This window comes from Photobacterium kasasachensis, assembly GCF_050336885.1.
Lineage (GTDB): Bacteria > Pseudomonadota > Gammaproteobacteria > Enterobacterales > Vibrionaceae > Photobacterium > Photobacterium kasasachensis.
Map to the genome: position 1 here is coordinate 32,014 of NZ_JAKJSH010000008.1, position 26,049 is coordinate 58,062.

At 50.5% G+C, this 26,049-nt stretch carries 27 protein-coding genes; 23 read left to right on the top strand and 4 right to left on the bottom strand.

Going from position 1 to position 26,049, the window contains the following annotated elements; all coding sequences use genetic code 11:
- Positions 1 to 92: 92 nt before the first annotated feature.
- Positions 93 to 1,397, top strand: coding sequence for an isocitrate lyase (gene aceA / locus L4D19_RS11955; RefSeq protein ID WP_075763628.1), 1,305 nt, complete (start codon positions 93 to 95; stop codon positions 1,395 to 1,397).
- 150 nt (positions 1,398 to 1,547) lie between these two features.
- Here the strand turns inward: aceA and L4D19_RS11960 are convergent, their stop codons facing one another.
- Together L4D19_RS11960 and L4D19_RS11965 are read right to left on the bottom strand one after the other, a co-directional pair.
- Positions 1,548 to 2,132: an acyl carrier protein phosphodiesterase gene (locus L4D19_RS11960; protein ID WP_428452670.1), complete on the bottom strand. Its 585-nt coding sequence runs from the start codon at positions 2,130 to 2,132 to the stop codon at positions 1,548 to 1,550.
- A 6-nt stretch (positions 2,133 to 2,138) separates the two neighbouring features.
- On the bottom strand, positions 2,139 to 2,597 hold the full coding sequence (locus L4D19_RS11965) for a CBS domain-containing protein (protein WP_428452671.1): 459 nt from the start codon (positions 2,595 to 2,597) through the stop codon (positions 2,139 to 2,141).
- Between the two features lie 259 nt (positions 2,598 to 2,856).
- Here L4D19_RS11965 and L4D19_RS11970 point away from each other — a divergent pair, with 259 nt between their 5' ends.
- From L4D19_RS11970 to secF, 6 genes are all read left to right on the top strand, one after another.
- Entirely contained in the window at positions 2,857 to 3,909 is a 1,053-nt protein-coding gene (locus tag L4D19_RS11970) for a trypsin-like serine protease (RefSeq protein ID WP_428452672.1), read from the top strand.
- 101 nt (positions 3,910 to 4,010) lie between these two features.
- Complete coding sequence (gene queA / locus L4D19_RS11975; RefSeq protein WP_428452877.1) at positions 4,011 to 5,063, top strand: tRNA preQ1(34) S-adenosylmethionine ribosyltransferase-isomerase QueA; 1,053 nt, start codon at positions 4,011 to 4,013, stop codon at positions 5,061 to 5,063.
- 253 nt (positions 5,064 to 5,316) lie between these two features.
- On the top strand, positions 5,317 to 6,444 hold the full coding sequence (gene tgt, locus L4D19_RS11980; RefSeq protein ID WP_075763633.1) for a tRNA guanosine(34) transglycosylase Tgt: 1,128 nt from the start codon (positions 5,317 to 5,319) through the stop codon (positions 6,442 to 6,444).
- Positions 6,445 to 6,466: 22 nt separating this feature from the next.
- Entirely contained in the window at positions 6,467 to 6,802 is a 336-nt protein-coding gene (yajC, locus tag L4D19_RS11985) for a preprotein translocase subunit YajC (RefSeq protein WP_075763634.1), read from the top strand.
- A 25-nt stretch (positions 6,803 to 6,827) separates the two neighbouring features.
- Positions 6,828 to 8,681, top strand: coding sequence for a protein translocase subunit SecD (gene secD / locus L4D19_RS11990; protein WP_428452673.1), 1,854 nt, complete (start codon positions 6,828 to 6,830; stop codon positions 8,679 to 8,681).
- A 12-nt stretch (positions 8,682 to 8,693) separates the two neighbouring features.
- Complete coding sequence (secF, locus tag L4D19_RS11995; RefSeq protein WP_428452674.1) at positions 8,694 to 9,641, top strand: protein translocase subunit SecF; 948 nt, start codon at positions 8,694 to 8,696, stop codon at positions 9,639 to 9,641.
- A gap of 86 nt (positions 9,642 to 9,727) precedes the next feature.
- Here the strand turns inward: secF and L4D19_RS12000 are convergent, their stop codons facing one another.
- Together L4D19_RS12000 and suhB are read right to left on the bottom strand one after the other, a co-directional pair.
- Entirely contained in the window at positions 9,728 to 10,420 is a 693-nt protein-coding gene (locus L4D19_RS12000) for a leucine-rich repeat domain-containing protein (protein WP_428452675.1), read from the bottom strand.
- Positions 10,421 to 10,585: 165 nt separating this feature from the next.
- Entirely contained in the window at positions 10,586 to 11,386 is an 801-nt protein-coding gene (gene suhB / locus L4D19_RS12005; RefSeq protein ID WP_428452676.1) for an inositol-1-monophosphatase, read from the bottom strand.
- Between the two features lie 231 nt (positions 11,387 to 11,617).
- On the opposite strand from suhB, the gene trmJ reads away from it, so the two are divergent.
- The 16 genes from trmJ to ispG all read left to right on the top strand — a co-directional run bounded on the left by trmJ (position 11,618) and on the right by ispG (position 25,981).
- On the top strand, positions 11,618 to 12,349 hold the full coding sequence (gene trmJ, locus L4D19_RS12010; protein ID WP_428452677.1) for a tRNA (cytosine(32)/uridine(32)-2'-O)-methyltransferase TrmJ: 732 nt from the start codon (positions 11,618 to 11,620) through the stop codon (positions 12,347 to 12,349).
- A 112-nt stretch (positions 12,350 to 12,461) separates the two neighbouring features.
- Complete coding sequence (iscR, locus tag L4D19_RS12015) at positions 12,462 to 12,968, top strand: Fe-S cluster assembly transcriptional regulator IscR (protein WP_075763640.1); 507 nt, start codon at positions 12,462 to 12,464, stop codon at positions 12,966 to 12,968.
- A 31-nt stretch (positions 12,969 to 12,999) separates the two neighbouring features.
- Positions 13,000 to 14,214, top strand: a complete 1,215-nt coding sequence (locus L4D19_RS12020) for an IscS subfamily cysteine desulfurase (protein WP_428452678.1) — start codon at positions 13,000 to 13,002, stop codon at positions 14,212 to 14,214.
- 34 nt (positions 14,215 to 14,248) lie between these two features.
- Positions 14,249 to 14,635 carry a Fe-S cluster assembly scaffold IscU gene (gene iscU, locus L4D19_RS12025; RefSeq protein WP_075763642.1) on the top strand — a complete coding sequence of 129 codons (387 nt, stop codon included), beginning with the start codon at positions 14,249 to 14,251 and terminating at the stop codon, positions 14,633 to 14,635.
- An 18-nt stretch (positions 14,636 to 14,653) separates the two neighbouring features.
- Positions 14,654 to 14,977 carry an iron-sulfur cluster assembly protein IscA gene (gene iscA, locus L4D19_RS12030; RefSeq protein ID WP_075763643.1) on the top strand — a complete coding sequence of 108 codons (324 nt, stop codon included), beginning with the start codon at positions 14,654 to 14,656 and terminating at the stop codon, positions 14,975 to 14,977.
- Between the two features lie 69 nt (positions 14,978 to 15,046).
- Positions 15,047 to 15,562: a co-chaperone HscB gene (hscB, locus tag L4D19_RS12035; RefSeq protein WP_075763644.1), complete on the top strand. Its 516-nt coding sequence runs from the start codon at positions 15,047 to 15,049 to the stop codon at positions 15,560 to 15,562.
- Between the two features lie 39 nt (positions 15,563 to 15,601).
- A complete protein-coding gene (hscA, locus tag L4D19_RS12040; protein WP_428452679.1) occupies positions 15,602 to 17,458 on the top strand; it encodes a Fe-S protein assembly chaperone HscA in 1,857 nt (618 codons plus the stop codon).
- Positions 17,459 to 17,460: 2 nt separating this feature from the next.
- Entirely contained in the window at positions 17,461 to 17,799 is a 339-nt protein-coding gene (gene fdx / locus L4D19_RS12045; RefSeq protein ID WP_075763646.1) for an ISC system 2Fe-2S type ferredoxin, read from the top strand.
- 94 nt (positions 17,800 to 17,893) lie between these two features.
- Positions 17,894 to 18,094: a Fe-S cluster assembly protein IscX gene (gene iscX / locus L4D19_RS12050; RefSeq protein WP_075763647.1), complete on the top strand. Its 201-nt coding sequence runs from the start codon at positions 17,894 to 17,896 to the stop codon at positions 18,092 to 18,094.
- 427 nt (positions 18,095 to 18,521) lie between these two features.
- Entirely contained in the window at positions 18,522 to 19,811 is a 1,290-nt protein-coding gene (gene pepB / locus L4D19_RS12055; protein ID WP_428452680.1) for an aminopeptidase PepB, read from the top strand.
- A gap of 88 nt (positions 19,812 to 19,899) precedes the next feature.
- On the top strand, positions 19,900 to 21,177 hold the full coding sequence (gene pepB / locus L4D19_RS12060) for an aminopeptidase PepB (RefSeq protein WP_428452681.1): 1,278 nt from the start codon (positions 19,900 to 19,902) through the stop codon (positions 21,175 to 21,177).
- An 83-nt stretch (positions 21,178 to 21,260) separates the two neighbouring features.
- Complete coding sequence (ndk, locus tag L4D19_RS12065) at positions 21,261 to 21,689, top strand: nucleoside-diphosphate kinase (RefSeq protein ID WP_075763650.1); 429 nt, start codon at positions 21,261 to 21,263, stop codon at positions 21,687 to 21,689.
- A 235-nt stretch (positions 21,690 to 21,924) separates the two neighbouring features.
- Positions 21,925 to 23,046, top strand: coding sequence for a dual-specificity RNA methyltransferase RlmN (gene rlmN / locus L4D19_RS12070; RefSeq protein WP_428452682.1), 1,122 nt, complete (start codon positions 21,925 to 21,927; stop codon positions 23,044 to 23,046).
- Between the two features lie 76 nt (positions 23,047 to 23,122).
- Complete coding sequence (gene pilW / locus L4D19_RS12075) at positions 23,123 to 23,878, top strand: type IV pilus biogenesis/stability protein PilW (protein ID WP_075763652.1); 756 nt, start codon at positions 23,123 to 23,125, stop codon at positions 23,876 to 23,878.
- On the top strand, positions 23,868 to 24,851 hold the full coding sequence (gene rodZ / locus L4D19_RS12080) for a cytoskeleton protein RodZ (protein WP_075763653.1): 984 nt from the start codon (positions 23,868 to 23,870) through the stop codon (positions 24,849 to 24,851). Before pilW ends, rodZ begins: the two co-directional genes overlap by 11 nt.
- Before the next feature lie 14 nt (positions 24,852 to 24,865).
- The gene (ispG, locus tag L4D19_RS12085; RefSeq protein ID WP_428452683.1) at positions 24,866 to 25,981 is read left to right on the top strand and encodes a flavodoxin-dependent (E)-4-hydroxy-3-methylbut-2-enyl-diphosphate synthase; all 1,116 of its coding nucleotides are present in this window, start codon (positions 24,866 to 24,868) and stop codon (positions 25,979 to 25,981) included.
- The last annotated feature ends 68 nt before the right edge of the window (positions 25,982 to 26,049 follow it).

A 26,049-nucleotide genomic window follows, 5' to 3' on the forward strand; every position in this document is an offset into this window, starting at 1 on the left:
GTTGGCAGTGCCTGAATAAGCCTGAGAAAAGAAGTCTACCGATAACGAAAACGTTAAACGGATTATCGCCAAATGAAACGAGGGACATCATTATGACATTGACTCGCCAGCAACAAATTGAAGCTATTGAAAAAGATTGGGCTGAGAATCCACGTTGGAAAAACGTCAAGCGTACCTATACGGCCGAAGAGGTGATTAACCTGCGTGGTTCTTTTGCACCGGCCAACACAATCGCTCAGCGCGGCGCTGACAAGCTTTGGGATCTGGTCAATGGCTCGGCGAAGAAAGGATATGTAAATTGCCTGGGGGCGCTGACCGGCGGTCAGGCCGTCCAGCAGGCGAAAGCCGGTATAGAGGCCATTTATCTGTCAGGGTGGCAGGTCGCTGCCGATAATAATACCGCATCGACTATGTACCCTGATCAGTCTTTATATCCGGTTGACTCGGTGCCAGCAGTGGTGAAACGCATCAACAACTCCTTCCGCCGTGCTGACCAGATCCAGTGGTCGAACGGTGGTAGCCCGGAAGACGGTATTGATTATTTCCTGCCGATTGTTGCCGATGCCGAGGCCGGTTTTGGTGGCGTTCTCAATGCCTACGAGCTGATGCGCAATATGATTGATGCTGGTGCCGCAGGGGTGCACTTCGAAGACCAGCTGGCATCGGTGAAGAAATGTGGTCATATGGGTGGCAAGGTGCTGGTACCTACCCAGGAGGCGGTACAGAAACTCGTTGCTGCCCGCTTGGCGGCGGATGTGGCAGGCACGACCACGCTGGTTATTGCCCGAACTGATGCCAATGCGGCTGACTTGCTGACCTCTGACTGCGACCCGTATGACAAGGACTTTATTGAAGGCGAGCGTACCGCTGAAGGTTTTTACCGGGTTCGCGCCGGTATTGACCAGGCGATTGCCCGTGGCCTGGCCTATGCACCGTATGCAGATTTGATCTGGTGTGAAACGGCAACGCCTTGTCTCGAAGAGGCGCGCAAGTTCGCCGAAGCGATTCATGAGCAATACCCTGATCAGTTGCTTGCCTACAACTGCTCGCCATCGTTTAACTGGGAGAAAAACCTGGACGCTGAAACTATCGCTAAGTTCCAGCAGGAACTGGCTGATATGGGCTACAAGTACCAGTTTATTACGCTGGCAGGCATCCATAACATGTGGTTCAACATGTTCGAACTGGCTCACGACTATGCCCAGGGTGAAGGCATGCGCCACTATGTCGAGAAAGTACAGCGTCCTGAGTTCGAGGCGGCCGAGAAGGGCTACACCTTCGTTGCTCACCAGCAGGAGGTTGGTACTGGTTATTTCGATAAGATGACCAATACCATTCAGGGAGGCCAGTCTTCCGTGACGGCTCTGACAGGGTCGACAGAGGAAGATCAGTTCTAAATTAGCTTTATCCTAGCAACTCGTTGTTATTTTGGGGTTATCCGTAGCGTCTGCTACAGAGATTGATGTGACACATAACAATAGAAAGACCTCTTCTTATGTTATGACCTCGGGAGCGCTTTGGCGCTCCTTTTTTTTATCTGGTGGGGGCTATTGCTGCGAACGGTAAGTGTGTGTCGCCCGGATCACTTGCGGGTAAATGGCATGGAATTGCTGCTCAAGACTGCTGTAATGCCTGTCTATCAGCACTGGGCAATTCGCCAACTGGTGTAGTTTGGGGCGCCGGAGAGCCATTCGTTCCAGCGCTGTGGTGATTGTGTCTTGCTCCCGGTACTGCAGCAACCATTGTTGCTGCCACATACGCGACATGGTCAGTCGATAGCTATCGGGCAGGTTATCCTGATACTGTTCAACCTGCTGCCGGGCCTGTGAGACGAAATCCGGTAGTGCAAGGGGATGATAGAGCGGCCAGTGTTTGGCCAGAAAGTGATCCCAGGCAATATCGAGGGCAATACCGCTAACGCGCCTTGTATCTGTGGTGAAGAGCTGCCGGCATTGCAGCACTTCAGGCATGGCGTCGATGTAACTGTCAACAAAACGGTGAAGCTTGATGCCGTCAGCTACCGCCAGGGGATACTGGAGATAGGGATCGCCGCGGACAAAATCAGCCAATAAATTGCCCGCCATATGGCTGCAGCAGCGATCGGCAAGGTGGAGATGCGCAAGAAAATTCATACCATCCTAATAGAAGTTGGCGTCACCTTGTTCAGTCGGCTCCACTTCTTCCTGTATCTCAAGCAAATTAATTGCAATAGCAACAAAATCAGAATCAGTGATGATCCCGACCAGTTTATTTTGGTGCAAAACCGGTAAACAGCCAATTTTATGTTTTTGCATATAGACAGCGGCTTCTTTTAGCCCGGCATGCGGTTCAACATTGCTTAGATCTCTGTGCATACATTGCTCGAGAGGAATATCAAGCGCAGAGATAAAGCTTGATTGATGAATTTGCTCAAGACTCGACTCCTGAGCAGAAAGAATATCACGCTGGCTGACAAGACCTATCAGGCGGTTGTCTTTGTCCGTAACGGGGACGTGATGAATTCCTTTTTCTTCCATGAGTTTTTTTGCATCGGCCAACGTATGGGCAGAGGTTAGGGTATGCGGGTGCGGTGTCATCATATCTGCGACAGTAAACATATAAGCCTCCGTAGCGACTAGTTATTCATCCATTTTTCGTCAACTTACCGATTTTACTTAGCTTGCTCTTTGAATGTAGCTAATCCCTGCCTGACTACCTATGACGCTAGTCAAATATTTTACAAGTTATAGCGATGTTTCATATATGTGTTTCTCGGGTTAAACACCAAATTGTGTCATATAATCATTAAACAACATTCCACATAGGTATTAATTGATGCGTATGCTATTGATAAGATTGTTGTTATGTTGGACTGTAATGCTGCCTTTTCAGGCGGTCGGCATTGAAGCCGAAGACAATGAAAATAAGGTGACAGCCAAAATTATCGGCGGAATTGAGTCTGCTGATAATGAAATTCCCTGGCAGGCATATTTGAACCTGACGTTTCCTAACGGGGAGGGAGGCGAGAGCACCTTTGTTTGTGGCGGTGTGGTGATCAGTGCTGATTTAGTGCTGACTGCAGCTCACTGCCTTCGAAATGGGCCGTCAGTCGTTACCCCTGAAAATATTAAGGTATGGGGTGGTATTGTCAGTGTTTTTTCCGCAAGTAACTCGAATGCGACCTCGGTGACAGGGTTCGTTATTCATCCTTCCTATAACTCTTCCCGTTTTACTAATGATATTGCGCTACTGAAATTGGCAAGCCCGCTGCCCGGCTCGGCAATTCCCATTCAGGTGGCAGACAGAAATACTCAGGACAGGGTTGATACGGCTTTTGATAACGGCTGGGTCGCCAACAATGTACGGGAAGCGAACTTGCTTGTCTCCGGCTGGGGAACAACTGATCCGCAGGATTCAAACTCCGGTGCGACACGGTTAAGACAGACGCTGTTATCCGGTGTTCCCGATACAACCTGCGACGCTCAATGGGGTGCTAACATGAATACCAGTGATTACCCCATCTTCCTTTGTGCGGGCTCTACATCGCCGGATTTGGCTCGAGACAGCTGTTTTGGTGATTCGGGCGGGCCTTTGGTATGGCAGGACCCGCAATCAGCCAGTGACAGTGACTTTGGTTTACGCCTTGTCGGGCTTGTCAGCTTCGGTAATGGTTGTGCCGGTCCGGTACCTGGTGTTTATACCGAAGTGGCCGATTATATCAGCTGGATTGAAGGTGAGGCCGGGATATCGGTACGGAGTCTCGCGGCTCCGGTGTTTGAGGTCAACCCGTTTACCAGTGATTATACAAATGCCGGTTCTGGTATTACAGTTCCAGCACCTGCAGACAGCGGGGGCGGCGGAAGTGTGGGTTGGGCCGTATTGTGGTTCTTACTGCTTGTCGGGTATTTACGACGGCTCAGCACGGCTTAGGCGCGAAGCGTACGATTGCGTTCTTGAACGCGGTCATCTTTGCTTGATATTGCAGTCGGGCAGCCTATACTAGCTGCCTGCTGTAATTTAGGGCCCGAATGATGCAAGTATCTGATTTCCACTTTGACCTTCCTGATGAGCTAATTGCTCGATATCCACAACCTGAGCGTACTGCCAGCCGTTTGCTTCAGCTGACCGGTGATACCGGTGAGGTGCAGCACAAAGGCTTTAAAGATGTACTGGATTTGGTTCAGCCTGGTGATTTACTGGTATTCAACAATACCCGGGTGATCCCGGCCCGACTGTTTGGCCGTAAGGCATCAGGTGGCAAATTGGAAGTCCTCGTCGAGCGCATGCTGGATGACAAGCGTATTTTGGCTCATGTGCGAGCATCCAAGTCGCCGAAGCCGGGTACCGAGCTGCTGCTGGGTGAGAATGATGAATACCAGGCAGAAATGGTGGCTCGCCATGATGCGCTGTTTGAAATTCGTTTTGACAGCGACAAGACCGTGCTGGAAATTCTCGAAGAGGTTGGCCATATGCCGTTGCCACCTTATATCGACCGCCCGGATGAGGATGCAGACAAAGAGCGCTACCAGACTGTCTATAATGCCAAACCTGGTGCGGTGGCGGCACCGACTGCCGGACTGCACTTTGACGATGAAATTCTTGAGGCCATAAAGGCCAAAGGGGCAAACTTTGCGTTTGTTACCCTGCATGTCGGTGCGGGCACCTTCCAGCCGGTAAGGGTGGATAATATTAATGACCACCATATGCATGCTGAATATGTCGAGGTACCCGAAGAAGTTGTTGCGGCGATCAACGAAACCAAGGCTAACGGTGGCCGTGTCGTCGCTATCGGCACAACGTCTGTACGCTCGCTGGAAAGTGCGGCGCAGGATGCAGTAAAGAACGGTACTGAGCTGAAACCGTTTTTCGGTGATACTGACATATTCATTTTCCCTGGTTATGAATTCCAGCTGGTGGATGTACTGGTTACCAATTTCCACCTGCCGGAATCGACGCTGATTATGCTGGTCAGTGCCTTTGCCGGTTACGAGCACACGATGAATGCCTACCTGCAGGCTGTTGAAAATAAATACCGTTTCTTTAGTTACGGTGACTCGATGTTTATCACTCGTAAGAATAAATAACTGAACTTAATTGGTTAAGTCAGTGTCTCTTAAGGCTGCTTTTGTTAAAATCGCAGCCTTTGTCGGCTCTATAGCACAGACATGATGTCGCGGCAGATCCGGATGTGATTTGTCATGACACTATTTTTTCTTCCGCTAGGCTTTATGGCGTGGCGAGAAATGCAAAAGAGGCGCATTAGGCAAATGGCCCATTGTGCTTGAATCCCACTATGGGAATTGATGTCAGATTGTTTCTCTGGCTTTTGGAGGCTTTGTGAAATTTGAATTAGATAAAACTCAGGGGCGTGCTCGTCGCGGTCGCCTGCAGTTTGAACGCGGTACTGTTGAAACACCAGCATTTATGCCTGTCGGCACGTACGGCACGGTAAAAGGTATGACACCGGAGGAAGTTCAGGATACCGGTGCTCAGATTATTCTGGGTAATACTTTCCACCTTTGGCTGCGTCCGGGTCAGGAAGTGATGAAAATGCACGGTGATCTGCATGACTTCATGCAGTGGCAGGGCCCGATCCTGACTGATTCAGGCGGCTTCCAGGTATTCAGCCTTGGCGATATCCGTAAAATTACCGAGGAAGGTGTTCACTTCCGAAATCCGGTGAACGGCGACAAGATTTTCATGGATGCCGAGAAGTCGATGGAAATCCAGAAAGATCTGGGCTCCGACATCGTGATGATCTTCGATGAGTGTACGCCGTACCCGGCGACACACGACGAAGCGAAGAAGTCGATGGAGATGTCTCTGCGCTGGGCACAGCGTAGCCGCAACCATTTTGACAAACTTGGTAACAAAAATGCGCTATTCGGTATCGTACAGGGTAGTGTATATGAAGACTTGCGTGATGTTTCTGTTGAAGGCCTGACTAACATCGGTTTTGATGGTTATGCCGTAGGCGGCCTGGCTGTTGGTGAGCCGAAAGAAGATATGCACCGTGTGCTTGAGCATACGTGTCCTCAACTACCGGAAGACAAGCCTCGCTATCTGATGGGAGTTGGCAAGCCGGAAGACCTGGTCGAGGGTGTTCGTCGCGGTATCGATATGTTCGATTGCGTGATGCCGACCCGAAATGCCCGTAATGGCCACCTATTTGTAACCGGTGGTGTGATCAAGATCCGCAATGCGAAACATAAAACAGATACAACCCCTCTCGATCCGCACTGTGACTGTTACACTTGTCGCAACTACTCGAAGGCGTATCTGTATCACCTGGATAAGTGTAATGAAATTCTGGGTGCGCGCCTTAACACAATCCACAACTTACGTTACTACCAGCGTTTGATGGCAAGTATCCGTAAGGCGATTGAAGAAGATCGTTTCGATGCCTTTGTAGAAGAGTTCTACGCGCGTCGAGACCGTGAAGTTCCACCGTTGAAAAACGCTTAACAATAAACGAGGACGTTAATAAATGAGTCTTTTCATTTCTCAGGCACATGCCGCGGCTGAAGGTGCACCACAGGGCGGCGGTATGCAGCTATTCATTATGCTGGGTCTGTTCGCAGTTATTTTTTACTTCATGATTTACCGTCCGCAGGCGAAGCGCGTTAAGGAGCATAAGAACCTGATGTCTTCCATGGGCAAAGGTGACGAAGTGCTAACCAATGGTGGTCTGGTGGGTAAAATCACTAAGGTCTCCGACGAGAACGACTACATTGTTATTGCGCTGAATGACACAACTGAAGTAACAATCAAAAAAGATTTCGTTTCTGCAGTTCTGCCAAAAGGCACAATGAAATCTCTGTAATTTTTTGCTCTGAAGGATCACAGCAGTGTTAAACCGTTATCCCTTGTGGAAGAACCTGATGGTGGTGTTTACACTGCTCATCGGACTGCTATATGCACTTCCCAATGTTTACGGTGAAGATCCGGCAATTCAAATCTCCGGGGCGCGTGGCGCCTCGGCAGATATGTCAACGCTGGATGCAGTCACCGAAGATTTAAATCAAAATCAACTCTCTTACAAATCTGTCGCTTTCGAAAACGGTACTGTACTTGTCCGCTTTAACGATACTGATACTCAGATCAGTGCCCGCGATATTCTCAATGAACAGCTTGGTGATGACTTCGTCGTCGCACTAAACCTTGCAGCATCTACTCCTGACTGGCTTGAATCCATCGGCGCCACCCCAATGAAACTGGGTCTGGACTTGCGCGGCGGTGTGCATTTCCTGATGGAAGTCGATATGGATGCAGCAATGGACAAGTTGCTGGGTCAGCAGGAAGAAACCTTCCGTACTGAGCTGCGCGAAGCGAAAATTCGTTACCGTGCTATCAGTAAGACCGATACCTCGGTTGAAGTTCGCCTGCGTAATGCAGAGCAGCTGGCTCAGGCTAAAATCGAGCTGTCCAAGCTTCATCCGGATATGTTGTTCACCGATAGCGACAGCAATGGCCGTTTTGTGCTTTCGGCTCAGTTTACTGAGGCGCGCCTTCAGGAAATTCGCAACTACGCCGTTGACCAGAACATCACTATTCTACGTAACCGTGTAAACGAGCTGGGTGTTGCCGAGCCACTGGTACAGCGTCAGGGGGCAAACCGCATCGTTGTCGAGCTACCGGGTGTTCAGGATACTGCGCGCGCGAAAGAAATTTTGGGTGCGACAGCAACACTGGAATTCCGCGAAGTGGATAGTACTGCAGATGTGGCTGCTGCTGTATCTGGCCGTGTACCGGCTGGCAGCGAGGTGAAATACACCCGTGACCAACGTCCGGCAGTGCTGAAAAAACGTGTGATTCTATCCGGTTCTCATATTACTGACGCAAGCTCAAGTGCTGATGAATATGGCCGTCCTCAGGTTAACATCTCGCTCGATAGCGAAGGTGGCAGCAAGATGACAGCTTTCTCGCGTAATAATGTGGGCAAGCTGATGGCAACCGTGTTTACCGAGTACAAAGACAGCGGTGATCGCGATCCTAACGGCAAAGTGATTCTTGAGAAACACGAAGAAGTGATTAACCAGGCGACCATTCAGACGGCACTGGGTCGTAACTTCCGTATTACCGGTATCGACTCTCAGTCCGAAGCGCATAACCTGGCATTGCTACTGCGTGCCGGTGCCTTGATTGCGCCGATTTCAATTGTCGAAGAGCGTACTATCGGTCCGTCAATGGGTCAGCAGAATATCGATATGGGTATTCAGGCAATGATCTGGGGTATGGTTGCCGTTATGCTGTTTACGCTGGTGTACTACCGTCGTTTCGGTCTGTTTGCCAATATGGCCCTCGTGATGAACCTGATCATGATTATCGGTGTCATGTCGATGATCCCGGGGGCAACCATGACCTTGCCGGGTATTGCCGGTATTGTTCTGACCGTCGGTATGGCTGTCGATGCCAACGTTCTGATCTTTGAGCGTATCCGTGAAGAGCTTCGTGAGGGCCGCAGTCCTCAGCATGCCATTCAGCAAGGTTATGCCAATGCACTGAGTACGATTGCCGATGCCAACATTACCACCCTGATCACTGCAATCATTCTGTTTGCAGTGGGCACAGGTGCAATTAAAGGCTTCGCGGTGACCCTGTCTATCGGTATCCTGACGTCGATGTTTACGGCGATCGTCGGAACCCGTGCGATGGTCAACCTTGTTTACGGCGGTAAGCGCGTCGATAAACTGTCGATCTAAGGAGACGCTGACATGTTTCAAATAATGAAAGCGGATAAAGTGATCGACTTTATGCGCTGGTCGAAAGGCACTTTTGTCCTGTCGATTCTTATGATTGTTGCGGCAATCGCGACGGTTACCACTCAGAAACTGAACTGGGGCCTCGACTTTACCGGCGGTACACTGATCGAAGTGGGTTTCGAACAGCCTGCTGATCTGGCCAAAATCCGAGATTCACTGGAAAGTGCCGGTTTTGGTGATGCGATTGTGCAAAACTTCGGTACGGCACGTGATGTCATGGTTCGCCTGCAGCCGCGTGAAGATGCAAAGGGTGAGAAGCTGGGTAACCAGATCATCGATGCTCTGAAAGTCGGCACTGGCCAGAGCGTTGAGATGCGCCGTATTGAGTTTGTTGGCCCGAACGTCGGTGATGAGTTGGCCGAAGCCGGTGGTCTGGCGATTCTTGTTTCGTTGATCTGTATTCTGCTGTATGTCTCGATGCGGTTTGAGTGGCGTCTGGCAGCAGGTGCGGTAATGGCACTGGCACACGACGTTATCATCACCATTGGTATCTTCTCTTTCACCCAGATTGAAATCGATCTGACGATTGTTGCGGCCTTGCTGACGGTTGTCGGTTACTCGCTCAACGATACCATTGTTGTATTTGACCGTATCCGTGAGAACTTCCGTAAGATGCGTAAGGGCGGGCCAATCGAGGTGATGAACAGCTCGGTTACCCAGACGCTGAGCCGTACCCTGATCACCTCGGCAACAACGCTATTCGTGGTTATTGCCCTGTTCCTGAAAGGCGGTAGCATGATCCACGGTTTTGCCGCGGCGTTGCTGATCGGTATCACTGTCGGTACGTATTCCTCTATCTACGTTGCTTCGGCGCTGGCGCTTAAACTGGGTATTACCCGTGAGCACCTGATGCCACCGCAGGTAGACAAAGAAGGTGAAGAGTTTGACGCGATGCCGTAGGGTATTGTGTGAAAACACTGAATGAAAAACGGAGCCGCAAGGCTCCGTTTTTGTATCTGCGGATCAGTCTCAGTCTCTGCGAATCCTTATTTGGCCTGCCACTCACTGACCGGACGTTGCTTGCCACCGTTCATTGGATTCCCTTGCTCTAGCAGCTGGTTGAGCTTTGTATTGTGGGAGAGATCCAGGGCGGTCAGGGCGTTGTTTCTGACATTGAGTTCAGTCAACGCTGGATTGTTCGATAAGTCCAATGTTTGCAGTTCGTTGTCAGCAACAAGCAGTGCTCGTAGCTTGGGAAGCTGGGAAACAGTCAATGTGTCGAGTTCATTGTCATTCAGGAACAGCTTTTCCAGTCGCTCGGACTGAGGCAGTACGAGGGTATCAATGTCATTATCGCTTAGCCGTATTTCACGCAGGGCATGGTTTTCTGACAGGTCCAGGGCGTTGAGCTGGTTATCGCTGAGGTCGAGGTAGCGTAGCTCGGGATTATCAGACAGATCCAGAGAATTGATCTGGTTGTCATCGAGTGACAGTTTACGAAGGTTCTCGAAGTACTTCACTTCGGCTGCCGATCGGATATTAAGGCCTTCACAATCCAGCTCGGTGATATCGTCGGGGTAGCTCTCGCCTGTTTCCAGTACGCAGGCACGGAAGTTTTGGTCGGCGAAGGGAATTGCTTCGAGCGTGTCATAATGTTTTTCACAGCCAGTTAGCAGCAAGGGTAGCGAACAGGCCAATAGGCTGCTGATTAGCAGGGGGCGTGCGTTGAGTGCGGGCATCAATGTCACCTAATAGAATACAGTTTTCTTAATAGGTGCAGAGTATCATAAAGAGTTCGTTATACTGTATATCTAACTGTATGAAATGAAAGCATTCAGCTCCAGATAAAGAAAAAGCCCCGTCAGCGTCGCTGGCGGGGCTTGTTTTTGGTCAGTAACCAAAAATTACTTAGTCAGTGCATCGCTGCCGTGTTCACGGATCTTGGCAAGCATTGGCTTCACTACGCGAGCGTTACCAGCAACGATGTTGCCAGACGTCAGGTAGTTAGTATTACCGGTAAAGTCAGTACAGATAGCACCTGCTTCACGTGCGATTAGTTCACCTGCTGCCAGTTCCCAAGGCTTCTGGCCTAGCTTGAATACACCGTCAACGCGGCCAGCTGCCAGGTAGCAAAGATCCAGTGCTGTTGAACCACATTGGCGCATGTCGTCACATTCGATGAACAGCGCGTTTTGGATCTTCATGTAGCTTTCAGCGTGTTGCTTGGCTGCAAAAGGAAGGCCTGTTGCCAGTGTTGTACCGCTTAGATCTCGTGGCTGGGAAGCACGAACGCGCTGGCTGTTAAGCTGAGCGCCAGAGCCGCGAGTTGCGGTGAATAGTTCGTTACGAGCTGGGTCGTAAACAGCTGCAACTTCTGTACGACCACGCATGCGTAGTGCTACAGAGATTGCGAAGTGAGGTAAACCGCGAACGAAGTTTTTGGTGCCATCCACTGGGTCGATGATCCACTGACACTCTTTGTCTCTACCTTCTTTGTTACCAGTCTCTGCACCGATGATGCAGTGATCAGGGTAAGACTTAAGGATAGTATCGATGATGATAGCTTCTGCTTCTTGATCGATATTGGTAACAACATCATTACCTTTATTGGCAACTTCAATTGACTGAGGTTTTTCTAGAGATTTAATGACATGGTCACCAGCCTTTCGCGCAGCGCGAATGGCGATATTAAGCATCGGATGCATAGGATCTTCCCAACGGATGTTAAAGAACTAAAAAGCGGCGGCGAGTATATCAGAGCTAGGGCAAAAAGGAAGTGGTTATTTTTTGCCCGGAACGGTTTTTCCTTTCTGCGTTAGCACTAAAAGGAATAAAATACTGGTCATAGATATAATGTTTTTACATGTTTTCTCCATTTTTGGAGAGGGTGTGTTAAAATCCTCCCGCTTTAAGAATTCGTCGGATATAGCTTTTTCATGTTAGATAAAATCAGTGTTGTTTTAGTGGGTACCTCTCATCCGGGTAATATCGGTTCGGCTGCCCGAGCGATGAAAGTGATGGGCCTGACCAATTTGGTGTTGGTCGATCCGGCTTGTGAAATCGATGAAAAATCGTATGCGCTGGCTGCCGGTGCAGCTGATATTGTCGAAAATGCGAAAATTGTCCCGACCCTGGATGAAGCGATTGCTGATTGCGGCCTGGTTGTTGGTTCGAGCGCACGTTCTCGTACCCTGGAGTGGCCACAGCTCGACCCACGTGAGTGTGGGATCAAGTCGATTGCCGAGGCCAGCAGCCACAATGTCGCTATTTTGTTCGGTCGTGAACGGACAGGACTGACCAATGAAGAGCTGCAAAAGTGTCATTGTCATGTCTATATTCCGGCTAACCCGGACTACAGTTCGCTGAATCTGGCGATGGCCGTGCAGACGGTCAGCTACGAGATCCGCATGGCGTTCCTCGAGCAGCAAAAATACGATGGTGATAGCAAGGTAGAAGAATATCCGCGCGCCAAAGAGCTGGAAATGTTCTATGAGCACCTTGAAAAAGTCACTACGCAGACCCAGTTTATTAATAAGAAACATCCGGGAATGGTGATGGCGAAGCTGCGCCGTCTATTTACCCGTGCTCGCCCTGAGCAGCAGGAGTTGAATATCCTGCGAGGTATCTTATCCTCAGTCGAAAAATCGCTAGAAAGTCGCGACAAATAGACGTATAAACCTTATGGTTAAAAGCTTGACTAAAACAGTCAGGTAAATACTTGACCGTTTTAGTCAGGTATGCGACACTCCTCCCATACATATAAGTGGGTAGCGGTGTGTTATGAGATTGACATCAAAAGGAAGATACGCAGTAACAGCCATGCTAGATGTGGCTCTGCATTCTCAAGATGGTCCTGTTCCTCTGGCTGATATTTCAGAGCGTCAGGGAATTTCACTGTCTTATTTGGAACAGCTTTTCTCTCGCCTGCGCAAGGCTGGCCTGGTTGCCAGTGTTCGTGGCCCCGGTGGCGGTTACCGCTTGGGTGAAGATGCGGACAGCATTGCAGTAGGGATGGTCATTGCAGCTGTTGATGAATCGGTTGATGCCACCAAGTGCCACGGAAAAGGGGATTGTCAGGGCGGTGTACGCTGCTTGACACATACTCTATGGCACGACCTGAGCTCCCGGATCAGCGGCTTTTTGAACAACATCACTCTTGGCGAGTTGATGAAAGACAATGATGTACAGGAAATCTCTGATCGCCAGGATCATGGTCGACATAAAGCATCATTTGTAAATAATAATACACACGACAGCGCCACTATAGGTGTCGATGTTCGCTCCTAGAGACTAGACGTCCGTGTTTTCGGAGAAGAAGATGAAACTGCCAATATATTTTGATTATTCCGCTACTTGCCCAGTAGATCCCCGTGTTGCCGAGAAGATGATGCAATGCCTGACTATGGATGGTAACTTCGGTAACCCGGCTTCTCGTTCTCACCGTTACGGTTGGCAGGCAGAGGAAGCAGTCGATACGGCACGTGAAAATATTGCTGATTTGCTCAATGCAGATCCGCGTGAAATCGTCTTTACCTCAGGTGCTACTGAATCTGACAACCTGGCTATTAAGGGTGCTGCGCACTTCTATGGTAAAAAAGGTAAACACGTAATTACCTGCAAGACAGAGCACAAAGCAGTTCTGGACCCATGTCGTCAGCTTGAGCGTGAAGGCTATGAAGTCACTTACCTTGAGCCAGAGGAAAACGGCCTGATTGATCTGGCAAAGCTGCGTGATGCAATGCGCGAAGACACGGTGTTAGTGTCTATCATGCACGTGAATAACGAAATTGGTGTTATTCAGGACATCACGGCTATCGGCGAGCTGTGTCGTGAGAAGAAAGTCATTTTTCACGTGGATGCCGCCCAGTCTGCCGGCAAACTGCCAATTGACGTTCAGGAAATGAAAGTCGACCTGATTTCGCTGTCTGCGCACAAAATTTACGGCCCTAAGGGTATCGGTGCACTGTATGTGCGTCGTAAGCCACGTATCCGCCTTGAGGCACAAATGCACGGTGGCGGTCATGAGCGTGGTTTCCGTTCTGGTACTCTGGCGACCCACCAAATCGTTGGTATGGGCGAAGCTTTCCGTGTAGCCAAAGAAGATATGGACAAAGATTACCAGCACGCGCTTGCGCTGCGTAATCGTCTGCTTGAAGGTGTCAAAGACATCGAAGCGATGACCATCAATGGTGATATGGAGCAGCGTCTGCCGAACAACCTGAACATCAGCTTTGCTTTCGTTGAAGGTGAATCCCTGCTGATGGCACTGAAAGATCTTGCGGTGTCTTCTGGTTCGGCGTGTACTTCTGCCAGTCTGGAACCTTCGTATGTATTGCGTGCGCTGGGTCTGGACGATGAACTGGCACACAGCTCAATTCGTTTCTCTTTCGGTCGATTCACGACGGAAGAAGAAGTAGACTATGCAGTTTCGCAAATCCGCGGTGCGGTTGAGAAATTGCGTGAAATGTCTCCGTTGTGGGATATGTATAAAGAAGGCATTGACCTGAACACAGTCGAGTGGGCACACCACTAATCTTGCGGTCATAACGTATTCGAGGAGATATATCATGGCATATAGCGAAAAAGTCATCGATCATTACGAGAACCCGCGTAACGTGGGCTCATTTGACAAAAACGACAAGAGCATCGGTAGCGGCATGGTGGGTGCACCAGCGTGTGGCGATGTGATGAAACTTCAGATCAAAGTGACTGAAGAAGGCATCATTGAAGATGCGAAGTTTAAAACATACGGTTGTGGTTCGGCGATAGCGTCAAGCTCTCTGATCACCGAGTGGGTGAAAGGAAAGAGCCTGGACGAAGCGGCTTCAATCAAGAACTCGGCGATCGCAGAAGAGCTTGAACTGCCACCGGTAAAAGTTCACTGCTCGATTCTTGCTGAAGATGCAATCAAAGCCGCAGTTAGCGATTACAAGAAGAAACACGAAGAAAATTAATCTCCTGAGGGTTGTTGTATGGCCATTACTATTACTGAAGCGGCGGCAAGTCGCGTAGCTACTTTCCTAGAGAACCGAGGCAAAGGCATTGGCCTGCGTTTAGGTGTCCGTACTTCAGGGTGTTCAGGAATGGCTTATGTCCTTGAGTTCGTTGATGAACTGAATGAAGAGGATACGGTATTCGAAGAGAAGGGCGTTAAAATCATTATTGATGCCAAGAGCCTTGTTTATCTCGACGGAACCGAGCTGGATTTTGCCAAAGAAGGGCTAAATGAAGGCTTCCAGTTCAACAACCCGAACGTTTCAAGCGAGTGCGGTTGTGGTGAGAGCTTCAACGTCTAATCGCTGTTTCAACTGAACCTGATAGCTGTTTAGTTATCAGGTTCGGTCTCTATAGATATCAGACGCTATATGAATCATTTCGAATTATTTGGGCTACCTTTCCAGTTTGAACTGGATGGTAGCCTTCTTTCAACTCAGTTCCGGGAACTGCAACGTCGTTTCCACCCTGACAATTTCGCAGTCGCCTCTGAGCGAGACCGTTTAATGGCGGTCCAAAAAGCTGCGCAAATTAACGATGCCTTTCAAACACTGAAAAGTCCTATTGCTCGTGCAGAATATATGCTCTCTGAGAAGCATGTGGATATTCGCGGCGAGAACAAGACATTGCAAGACCCAGAATTTTTGATGCAGCAGATGGAACTGCGTGAAGCTCTGGAAGAAATCCCTGATGCCACTGATCCTGAGTCGGCGCTGTTCGATTTTGAACAGCAGGCGTCGGCGATGTACAAGTCGCAGTTGGCGGATCTAGAGCAATTATTAAATAATGAAAGCTGGGAACAAGCAGCGGATGCCGTGCGCAAGCTGAAGTTTATTGATAAGCTGCGTAACGAAGTTGAGCGCCTTGAAGAAACGTTGTTCGACTGATCCTTTCCCGATTCCAGCACTAACTCCACAGGAACGATAATGGCACTGTTACAGATTGCTGAACCAGGTCAAAGTGCAGCACCGCACCAACACAAACTGGCGGTGGGTATTGATCTGGGTACCACAAATTCTCTCGTGGCTGCGGTTCGCAGCGGCGTTCCGGAAACGTTACAGGATGCGCAGGGCCGGGCTATTTTGCCGTCGGTGGTGCATTACGGCGAAGACGACGCAGTACTGATTGGCCAGGAAGCAAGGGCGTTGGCTCAGCAGGATCCTGAAAATACGATTTTCTCCGTAAAACGTATGATGGGCCGTTCTCTGGCTGATATTCAGCAACGCTATCCGCAGCTACCTTACCAGTACCAGGCAACCGATAATGGCCTGCCTCAGCTTGTTACTCGCAGCGGACTGGTGAACCCGGTCCAGGTCTCGGCAGAGATCCTGAAGACGCTCAGTGAGCGTGCCAAGGAGACGCTGGGCGGTGATCTGGAAGGGGTGGTGATCACGGTTCCTGCCTATTTTGATGATGCCCAGCGTGCCGGTACCAAAGACGCAGCCAAGCTGGCGAACCTGAACGTTCTGCGCCTGCTTAACGAGCCGACAGCGGCTGCGATTGCCTATGGCTTGGACTCTGGCCAGGAAGGTGTCATTGCGGTCTACGACCTTGGCGGCGGTACGTTTGACATTTCTATCCTTCGCCTGTCGAAAGGTGTTTTCGAAGTGATGGCGACAGGCGGTGATTCGGCACTGGGCGGCGATGATTTCGACCACCTGCTGGCTGAGTGGATTGCCGATCAGGCCGGTTTTGACGGCCAGCTTTCTGCGCAGCAGTCGCGTGCTCTGCATGATGCAGCGACGGCGGCCAAGATTGCCCTGACCGATGCAGCTGAAGCCGAGATTGACGTATTGGACTGGCAGGGAACAGTTAGCCGCGAGCAGTTCAATGCGCTCATCCAGCCGTTGGTGAAGAAAACCCTAATGGCTTGTCGCCGTGCAATCAAGGATGCATCGATTGAAATCGACGAAGTGATTGAAACGGTCATGGTCGGTGGTTCGACGCGCGTTCCGTTGGTCCGTGAAATGGTCGGCAGCTATTTCGGCAAAGATCCGTTGACCTCGATTGACCCGGATCAGGTGGTTGCGATTGGTGCCTCTATCCAGGCGGATATTCTGGCAGGCAACAAACCGGACTCCGATATGTTGCTGCTCGATGTTATTCCGCTGTCACTGGGTATCGAAACCATGGGCGGAATGGTCGAGAAGATTATTCCTCGCAATACCACGATCCCTGTTGCCCGCGCGCAGGAGTTTACTACCTTCAAAGATGGTCAGACGGCAATGTCAGTGCACATTGTTCAGGGTGAACGTGAAATGGTGAGTGACTGCCGATCGCTGGCTCGTTTTACACTGCGTGGTATTCCTGCCATGGCAGCGGGTGCGGCGCATATTCGTGTGACTTATCAGGTTGACGCTGATGGCTTGCTATCGGTTACGGCAATGGAAAAGAGCAGCGAAGTTCAGTCATCCATTCAGGTGAAGCCGTCATACGGTCTGACGGATGATGAAATCGCCACTATGATCCGTGAGTCGATGACCCATGCGCAGGAAGACAAAGATGCCCGCACACTTGCCGAGCAGCAGGTTGAAGCGGACCGCGTTCTCGAAGGATTGATCACAGCGCTGGCAGCAGACGGTGATACCCTGCTGACAAAAGAAGAGCGTGACGAGCTAGAAGCTGTCATGATGGAGCTGGTTCAATTGCGTCAGGGCACCGATCCGCATGCGATTGAACAAGGTATTAAGAAAACAGATAAAGCTAGCCAGGAGTTCGCCTCTCGCCGAATGGACAAGTCTATTCGTCAGGCACTGGCCGGTCATTCGATTGATGAGGTTTAGGCATGCCTAAAATTGTTGTACTACCCCACGAAGAACTTTGCCCGGAGGGCGCAGTACTAGAAGCAGAGAGCGGCCAAACCGTTTTGGATGTTGCGCTGAAAAATGGTATCGGCATTGAGCACGCATGTGAGAAATCCTGTGCCTGCACTACTTGCCATGTGATTATTCGTGAAGGTTTTGACTCTCTGGAAGAGAGTGAAGAGCTGGAAGACGATATGCTGGACAAGGCCTGGGGCCTTGAGCCAGAGTCACGCCTGGGTTGCCAGGCGGTGGTGGCTGACGAAGACTTGGTGGTGGAAATTCCGAAATACACCCTGAATCTGGCGTCGGAAAACCACTAAGGCCTCGGCCAGTCTGTCTGTTCATTGATGCTTCATCAGTGGGCAGACAGGCTACAATATAGTATTCCTTCTTGGTTGATAAAAGGTGAATGTGATGGGTTTGAAATGGATTGACTCGCAAGAGCTGGCCATTGAGCTAGCTGAACAGTTTCCGGATATTGACCCGGCCACCATCAGGTTTACCGATCTCAGGGAGTGGATATTAGCGCTGGAAGATTTTGATGACGATCCTGAGCACTGTAACGAGCGTATTCTCGAAGCAGTGCAGATGTGCTGGATCGAAGAAGCAAACTGACCATTCGATAACTCCCGCCTTTTTTAATATTGTTTCTTACTCGGCTCATTATTCAACGTGCCGTATCTGCAACACGATCTTGCTCTTACTCTTGATGTAAATATCTTGTTTATTTCGATATGCCGAGGCAGAGTAACGGAAATTTCTGAATAATTGGTTTTTCACGAAATGATTAACCATGAATTTAAGAGTTAGCGGGCTTAACTGCCTGCTTTGTTATTTTTCAGCCGAGAACTCCCTTGCAATACAAGACAATGCCCCCATAACTTCTCTAGGTGTGGTAACAGCGATGTCATTAAATTGTTGCCTGATCACAATATAGAAGCTGGGGCTAAGTCGGTTTTCGGAGTCGGCTATACCCTATAATTGGTATTCACAATGCAATGGCTGGCTGTTGCGGTGAGTAGCAGAACCCAAGGAGTAATTCATGTCTGCCAATATGTTCGTTTTCTTATCCCAGGAAGTTGCCGATGAGAAGTGGGGCAAAAATGCACTAGTGACCTTTGAGGCCGAAGGGGCAAAGGTTCACCTGGCGGCGGAGAATCCGTTAGCCGCGATTCAGCGCGCGGGACGCAAGCTAGATGCTCAGGGCATCAAGCAGGTAACGTTGGCAGGGGATGAGTGGGATCTGGAGAGTATCTGGGCATTTATTCAGGGGCACCGCAATGCCAAGTCGGGCAACGAAGTGGTATGGAGCGGACTGGGCGAGGAAGAAGAGGCAGAACTTCAGGCTCGCCTGACAGCGACGAACTGGGTACGTGAAATTATCAACCAGCCGGCTGAAATCGTTCGCCCTTCGCAGCTGGCTGCACGTGCGGGTGAATTTATTAAGTCGCTGGCACCGGAGCATGTGACCTACAAAATCATCAAGGGCAATGATTTGCTCGACGAGGGATGGAACGGTATCCATACCGTGGGCCGCGGCTCCGAGCGCTCTTCGGCGATGCTGCGCCTCGACTATAATCCGACAGGTGATGCCGATGCGCCGGTACACACTTGCCTGGTGGGTAAAGGGATTACTTTTGACTCTGGCGGCTACAGCCTGAAACCATCTGGCGGCATGACGGCAATGAAGGCCGATATGGGCGGCTCTGCCATGGCAACCGGCGGTTTGGCACTGGCGATTGCCCGCGGCACCCAAAAACGTATTAAGCTAATTCTGTGCTGTGCCGAGAACATGGTATCTGGCCGAGCCTTCAAGCTAGGCGATATCATTACCTATAAGAACGGTAAAACGGTAGAGATCCTCAATACCGATGCCGAAGGGCGACTGGTACTGGCCGACGGTCTGATTTACGCCAGCTCGCAGAACCCTGAAGTGATCATCGACTGCGCGACCCTGACCGGGTCGGCGAAAAATGCGTTGGGTAACGACTATCATGCATTGTTCAGCTTTGACCACGATTTGGCACAGCGTGCCTTGATGGCAGCCAGTGATGAGCTGGAAGGGTTATGGCCGCTGCCGCTGGCCGATCATCATCGTGCCATGATGCCGTCGAACTTTGCCGATTTGTCGAATGTGTCGATGGGGGATTTTCTGCCGGGAGCAAGCACCGCGGCCGCATTCCTGTCGTATTTCGTAGAAGATTACAAAAACGGCTGGATGCATATTGATGCCAGCGGTACATACCGCAAAACGGCCAATGACAAGTGGGGGGCTGGTGCCACAGGTATGGGCGTACGCACCCTGGCAAACATCCTCAGCGACGAAGAATAAGCCATAGCGTCGTTACATTAACTTGTTGGCAAATCATCGCCACGTAGCTCGTGGCGGTGATTTGTTACTTATAACGGAAAGAGAGTTTATGTTAAGGATTTCACTTTTGGCAGAGCCAAGCGCAGGTGCGTGGGGCGAGAAAGCGCTGCTGTCGTATCAAGAAGACGGTGCCGTGATCCACTTTAGCGGCGACTACCCGCTGCGTCGTATTCAGCAGGCTGCTCGCCAGCTGCAATCGCAGGGAGCTATTCAGGCAAGCCTTGAAGGTGATGGCTGGAGCTACGAGCGCCAATGGGCCTTCTATTGCGGTTTTGCTGCCACGATGAAGCCTGTAGAGCTGAAGTGGGCATCCATTGACGAAGACGAGCTTGAGTTGCTCAATGCTCGTCGCCAATGTAGCGACTGGGTGCGCCAGGTGGTTAATGCGACCCCGGAAGATATGTACCCGGAAAAATTGGCTGCGGATGCAGTTGAGTTTCTTACTTCCATTGCCGGAGACAAAATCAGCCATGAGCTGCTGGTCGGCGATGAGCTATTGGATCACGGTTGGGTTGGCACGCACAGCGTCGGTCGTGCCAGCAGCCGTCCGCCGGTGATGCTGACGCTGGATTTCAACCCGACAAGCGATCCTGACGCGCCGGTTGCAGCGTGCCTGGTGGGCAAGGGGATCACTTTCGACTCAGGCGGTTACAGCCTGAAATCGAGTGCCGGCATGGTGACCATGAAGTGCGATATGGGCGGTGCAGCTACCGTCACAGCGGCACTCGGTTACGCGATTGAGCAAGGTTTGCGCCAACGTGTGAGGTTGATCCTGTGTTGCGCAGAAAACATGGTCGCGGGTAACGCCTATAAGCTGGGGGATGTGTTAACGTACAAGAATGGGCTGACCGTAGAAGTGGTCAATACCGATGCTGAAGGACGTTTGGTATTGGCCGACGGGTTGATAGCAGCCAGCGAGACCAAGGCGCCGCTGATTATCGATGCCGCAACACTTACCGGTGCGGCGATGATGGCAGTCGGAACCGATTACAATGCCTTGTTCGGTCTTGATAAGGACTTGTTGCAACATGCGCAGCAGTTGTCAGAGCTAGTTAGCGAACCGGCCTGGCCACTTCCGCTGGAAAAGTGGCATCAGGCAAACTGCCCATCTTACTATGCCGATACGGCCAACAGCCGGGCACAGAAGGGCGGCGGTATGGGAGGGGCATCGAATGCTGCCGCCTTCCTGTCACGTTTCGTTGATACCGATTCAAGCCGCTGGATCCATTTTGATCTGGCTGCGTGTTTCCGGGATAGCGCAGATAGTCGCTGGGCGGCCGGAGCAACCGGTCTCGGGGTTGCTAACATTGCAGCCTTGCTGCTATAGCGGTATTGTGAAGGGGGAGTTGTTCGTGTCTCCCCCCAAGATTCACGTCACATTGATGAACAGATTCAAAAGGAAGAATAATAATGACAATTGAAAGAACGTTTTCCATCGTTAAGCCTGATGCGGTAAAGCGTAACTTGATTGGGGCGATTTATCAGCGCTTTGAGAATGCCGGGTTGAAAATTGTTGCTGCCAAGATGGTGCGTCTCAATGCAGAAAAAGCGCAAGGTTTTTATGCCGAGCATGAAGGCAAGCCTTTCTTTGATGATTTAGTCGCATTTATGACATCAGGTCCTGTGCTGGTACAGGTACTGGAAGGAGAAGATGCGATTGTGCGTTACCGTGAGCTAATGGGTAAGACCAACCCGGATGAAGCTGCATGCGGGACAATCCGTTCTGACTTTGCTCTCAGCCTGCGCCATAACTCAGTCCACGGCTCAGACAGCCCTGAATCCGCCGCGCGTGAAATTGCTTATTTCTTTGCCGAGGATGAAATTTGTCCTCGCGATTAATATGCGTGGTTAAATTTTAATCAAAACAGATTATTAACGGGAAGCCTAGGCTTCCCGTTTGTGTTTTTCGGCTGGGAGAATGCTGGGCTGCTAAGATATCCCTATAGGTAACAAGTGGAAACTGAGCAGTAAAGGCTGTACAATTTCGCGCCTTGAATTGTCCTGTTACATGCAACCTCCCTACTTTAGGTTGCCAAGGCGCAGAATCAGTCATTTTTTAGTGAGGCAACAACCGATGACAACAGTCAAAACTAATCTGCTGGATTTCGATCGCAAGGGTCTGCGTAAGTATTTCGCCGACGAGCTTGGTGAAAAACCATTCCGTGCTGATCAGATCATGAAGTGGATCTACCATTTCGGTTGTGACGACTTCGATCAAATGACAAATATCAACAAGAAGCTGCGCGAAAAACTAAAGCGTGTCGCCGAAATCCGTGCGCCTTATGTCTCTGAGGCCCAGCATTCGTCTGACGGTACGATCAAGTGGGCGATGCGTGTGGGTGATCAGGATGTCGAAACGGTTTATATCCCGGATGAAGACCGTGCAACGCTGTGCGTTTCTTCTCAGGTAGGCTGTGCCCTGGAATGTAAATTCTGTTCAACGGCGCAGCAAGGCTTTAACCGTAACCTGCGTGTGTCAGAAATTATTGGTCAGGTTTGGCGTGCAGCCAAAGAGATCGGGGTCGAGAAGGAAACCGGTCGTCGCCCAATTACCAACGTCGTTATGATGGGGATGGGCGAGCCGCTGCTGAATATGAAGAACTTGATCCCGGCATTGGAAATCATGCTCGATGACCTGGGTTTTGGTTTGTCCAAGCGTCGCGTAACAGTATCGACCTCCGGTGTTGTTTCTGGTCTTGACCAGATGACGGGTAACATTGATGTGGCACTGGCCATTTCGCTGCACGCCCCGACTGATGAGCTGCGCTCGGAAATCATGCCGGTTAATGATCGTTGGAACATCGAGACGTTCCTTGAGTCGGTGCGTCGCTATGTTGATTCAACGAATGCAAACCGTGGCCGTGTCACCGTTGAATATGTGCTGTTGGATCATGTCAATGACGATATGGACCACGCGCGCCAGCTGGCCGACACACTGAAAGACACCCCGGCGAAAATTAACCTGATCCCGTTCAACCCGTACCCGGGCTCGCCATACAAGAAACCAAGCAACTCGCGCATTGATCGCTTCATGAAAACCTTGATGGAGTATGACTTTACCGTGACCGTACGTAAAACCCGCGGTGATGATATCGACGCGGCATGCGGACAATTGGTTGGTGATGTGATTGACCGCACGAAACGAACAAAAGTCAAGCAACAAAATGGTGAACAAATCCCTGTAAAAGCAGTCTAATTGCAAAGGCCGATACCCGGTGGCGACTCGCTCGCCTCGCGTATCGGTGCAACATGGACGTTAGCTTGGGGAAAATATGGTACGGTGGACGATGTCCCCTCTATTGTGTAGCTTGTTAATAGGCTGTGTCACAGTCGATGAAGCCGGCAATAGAAATGAGATAGATAAAATTGAAGTGTCTGAGGCCAGGATCTCTCTTGGCCTTAGCTATCTGGAATCTGGGCAATGGCAGCGTGCTCGTGATAACCTTGAGCTGGCGCTTGACTACGCGCCGCGGTATTATCGGGCACAAAATGCAATGGCCTATTATTATCAGCAAGTTGATGAACCGGCTGCCGCTGAGAAAATGTATAAGCAGGCATTGCGTGATTCGCCGAAAAATGGCGATGTACTGAATAACTATGGTGTATTCTTGTGTAGTCAGCAGCGTTACGATGATGCTATCGCTGTCTTTGAGAAAGCCATCGAACAACCTAATTACTACCAAACTTCGGCCAGTTATGAAAATGCCGCTTTTTGCAGTCTTAAAGGCGGCGATAAACTGCAAGCCAAAGGGTACTTTGAAAAGGCTCTGGCTTATGAGCCTTTTCAACCGAAATCAATGTTACAGCTGGCGCAGCTTGAAATAGACTCCCACAATTTGAATGATGCGCGCGCCATGCTTTTTAAATTTAATAAGAGGTATGGGTACAATGCAGACAGCCTGTTGCTGCTGCTTCAGCTTGAAAGTGAGGCCGGACGCTTAACTTATGTCGAGAAGTATGCCAGTCTGCTCAAAGAGCACTACCCAAACTCACAGCAATATCAAAAATATCTAGCCAATGAATACTGAACAGAACGAAGATCTATCAACAGAAGAAGTCATTCGTCCGGGGGATATGCTACGTCAGGCTCGTGAACAGCTTGGCTATTCACAGAAGGATATTGCCAACCGGTTGAGGCTTCGCCTCTCGGTGATCAATGACATCGAAGACAATAATTTTGAACAGTCACAGCTTGCCACGTTCACGCGTGGCTATGTTCGCTCCTACGCCAAGTTTGTCGGACTGGATGAAGCCGACGTGCTGGCCAAGCTTGATCAGCACGGCCATGCTCAGCACCAAGACCATGAGATGCAGAGCTTTTCCCGTCGCACCAAACGGGAAGCCCATGATAACCGTATCATGCGCCTGACTTGGGCGCTGGCGATTATCTTTGTCGGTCTGACCGGCATCTGGTGGTGGCAGAGCTTACAGATGGAGCAAGAGACAGAGGCACTGAACCTTGCCGAACAACAGGGGCAGCCGCTGGATGAATCCCTTGCCAGTGCAAACTCATCGGCAATCAGCAATGCCGAGCTGTCTTCCGCCGATATTAGTGTCGCGGCAGAAGGGGCAGTTATCGAGACGATAGAGCCTGTTGACACGGTTGTCGTGAATGAATCCGTAGAGCCGATAACCAGTTTTGATGATAGCTTCAGCAACGAACCCGAGGCGAACAATGTTGAAGAAACCGACAGCGCAGATAGCCTGGCTTCACTTCAAACGCCCGAGACAACAGCAGAAGATGCTGAAGTGGCGGTTGTTGAGTCAGATTTGATCCTGACATTCAGTGCCGATTGCTGGGTTGATATCCGTGATGCCAACGGCAAGCGACTCGATACCGGCATCAAGAAGTCGGGTGATGTGCTGAATTTAGATGGACCAGCGCCATTTAAACTGGTGCTAGGTGCGCCGGGTGCTGTTAAAATAAGCTACAAAGGTGAGCCGGTGGATCTAAGCAAGTACCCGGTTGGTAAAGTAGCCCGATTGAAGCTGCCGCAGTAAACAGAGTAAATGTAATGCATAACGAATCTCCAATTAAACGTCGTCAGTCAACCCGGATTTATGTCGGGGATGTCCCAATTGGTGATGGCGCCCCAATAGCTGTTCAGTCGATGACCAACACGCGTACGACTGATGTTGAAGCCACTGTTGCGCAGATCAAATCCCTGGAAAACGTTGGTGCGGACATCGTCCGTGTCTCGGTGCCTACGATGGATGCTGCCGAAGCATTCAAGCAGATCAAACAGCAGGTTAATATCCCGCTGGTCGCCGATATCCATTTTGACTACCGTATCGCCCTGAAAGTGGCGGAATATGGTGTCGATTGTCTCCGGATCAACCCGGGCAATATCGGTAATGAGAACCGTATTCGTTCCGTGGTTGATTGTGCTCGTGATAAAAATATTCCGATCCGTATCGGGATTAATGGTGGCTCGCTGGAGAAAGACATTCAGCAGAAGTATGGCGAACCAACGCCAGAAGCCTTGGTTGAGTCGGCGATGCGCCATGTTGACATACTTGACCGTCTTAACTTTGATCAGTTCAAGGTCAGCGTCAAGGCTTCGGATGTTTTCCTGGCCGTTGAATCCTACCGTAAGTTGGCGGCACAAATTAAGCAGCCGCTTCACCTGGGGATCACCGAAGCCGGTGGCCTGCGTGCCGGGGCCGTGAAGTCTGCGGTTGGCCTGGGTATGCTGCTGTCCGAGGGCATCGGTGATACATTGCGTGTCTCACTGGCTGCCGATCCGGTTGAAGAGATCAAGGTCGGTTTTGATATCCTCAAGTCTTTGCGCATTCGTTCTCGCGGCATCAACTTTATTGCCTGTCCGACCTGCTCGCGTCAGGAGTTCGATGTGATCGGCACCGTGAACGAGTTGGAGCAGCGTCTGGAAGATATTACGATTCCAATGGATGTCTCTGTCATTGGCTGTGTGGTTAACGGTCCGGGCGAAGCCGAGGTCTCGCACCTGGGTATTGCCGGCGGTAACCGCAAGAGCGCCTTCTATGATGACGGTGTTCGTCAGAAAGAGCGTTTTGACAACGACAACGTGATTGATCAGCTAGAGACTAAGATCCGTGCAAAAGCATCAATGCTAGATGTCAACAATCGCATTGATGTAGAAGAAAAATAGCGAAATATGCCCGAACCACGCCCTGAAAACTCAGGGCGTGGTTCACTATTTCTGCAAGAACCTATATA

Bases quoted from the DNA above. Each gene is read 5' to 3' on its own strand.
- aceA (WP_075763628.1), top strand. From the start codon at position 93: ATGACATTGACTCGCCAGCAACAAATTGAAGCTATTGAAAAAGATTGG.
- L4D19_RS11960 (WP_428452670.1), bottom strand. From the start codon at position 2,132: ATGAATTTTCTTGCGCATCTCCACCTTGCCGATCGCTGCTGCAGCCAT.
- L4D19_RS11965 (WP_428452671.1), bottom strand. From the start codon at position 2,597: ATGTTTACTGTCGCAGATATGATGACACCGCACCCGCATACCCTAACC.
- L4D19_RS11970 (WP_428452672.1), top strand. From the start codon at position 2,857: ATGCTGCCTTTTCAGGCGGTCGGCATTGAAGCCGAAGACAATGAAAAT.
- queA (WP_428452877.1), top strand. From the start codon at position 4,011: ATGCAAGTATCTGATTTCCACTTTGACCTTCCTGATGAGCTAATTGCT.
- yajC (WP_075763634.1), top strand. From the start codon at position 6,467: ATGAGTCTTTTCATTTCTCAGGCACATGCCGCGGCTGAAGGTGCACCA.
- secF (WP_428452674.1), top strand. From the start codon at position 8,694: ATGTTTCAAATAATGAAAGCGGATAAAGTGATCGACTTTATGCGCTGG.
- L4D19_RS12000 (WP_428452675.1), bottom strand. From the start codon at position 10,420: ATGCCCGCACTCAACGCACGCCCCCTGCTAATCAGCAGCCTATTGGCC.
- suhB (WP_428452676.1), bottom strand. From the start codon at position 11,386: ATGCATCCGATGCTTAATATCGCCATTCGCGCTGCGCGAAAGGCTGGT.
- trmJ (WP_428452677.1), top strand. From the start codon at position 11,618: ATGTTAGATAAAATCAGTGTTGTTTTAGTGGGTACCTCTCATCCGGGT.
- iscR (WP_075763640.1), top strand. From the start codon at position 12,462: ATGAGATTGACATCAAAAGGAAGATACGCAGTAACAGCCATGCTAGAT.
- L4D19_RS12020 (WP_428452678.1), top strand. From the start codon at position 13,000: ATGAAACTGCCAATATATTTTGATTATTCCGCTACTTGCCCAGTAGAT.
- iscU (WP_075763642.1), top strand. From the start codon at position 14,249: ATGGCATATAGCGAAAAAGTCATCGATCATTACGAGAACCCGCGTAAC.
- iscA (WP_075763643.1), top strand. From the start codon at position 14,654: ATGGCCATTACTATTACTGAAGCGGCGGCAAGTCGCGTAGCTACTTTC.
- hscB (WP_075763644.1), top strand. From the start codon at position 15,047: ATGAATCATTTCGAATTATTTGGGCTACCTTTCCAGTTTGAACTGGAT.
- hscA (WP_428452679.1), top strand. From the start codon at position 15,602: ATGGCACTGTTACAGATTGCTGAACCAGGTCAAAGTGCAGCACCGCAC.
- fdx (WP_075763646.1), top strand. From the start codon at position 17,461: ATGCCTAAAATTGTTGTACTACCCCACGAAGAACTTTGCCCGGAGGGC.
- iscX (WP_075763647.1), top strand. From the start codon at position 17,894: ATGGGTTTGAAATGGATTGACTCGCAAGAGCTGGCCATTGAGCTAGCT.
- pepB (WP_428452680.1), top strand. From the start codon at position 18,522: ATGTCTGCCAATATGTTCGTTTTCTTATCCCAGGAAGTTGCCGATGAG.
- pepB (WP_428452681.1), top strand. From the start codon at position 19,900: ATGTTAAGGATTTCACTTTTGGCAGAGCCAAGCGCAGGTGCGTGGGGC.
- ndk (WP_075763650.1), top strand. From the start codon at position 21,261: ATGACAATTGAAAGAACGTTTTCCATCGTTAAGCCTGATGCGGTAAAG.
- rlmN (WP_428452682.1), top strand. From the start codon at position 21,925: ATGACAACAGTCAAAACTAATCTGCTGGATTTCGATCGCAAGGGTCTG.
- pilW (WP_075763652.1), top strand. From the start codon at position 23,123: ATGGTACGGTGGACGATGTCCCCTCTATTGTGTAGCTTGTTAATAGGC.
- rodZ (WP_075763653.1), top strand. From the start codon at position 23,868: ATGAATACTGAACAGAACGAAGATCTATCAACAGAAGAAGTCATTCGT.
- ispG (WP_428452683.1), top strand. From the start codon at position 24,866: ATGCATAACGAATCTCCAATTAAACGTCGTCAGTCAACCCGGATTTAT.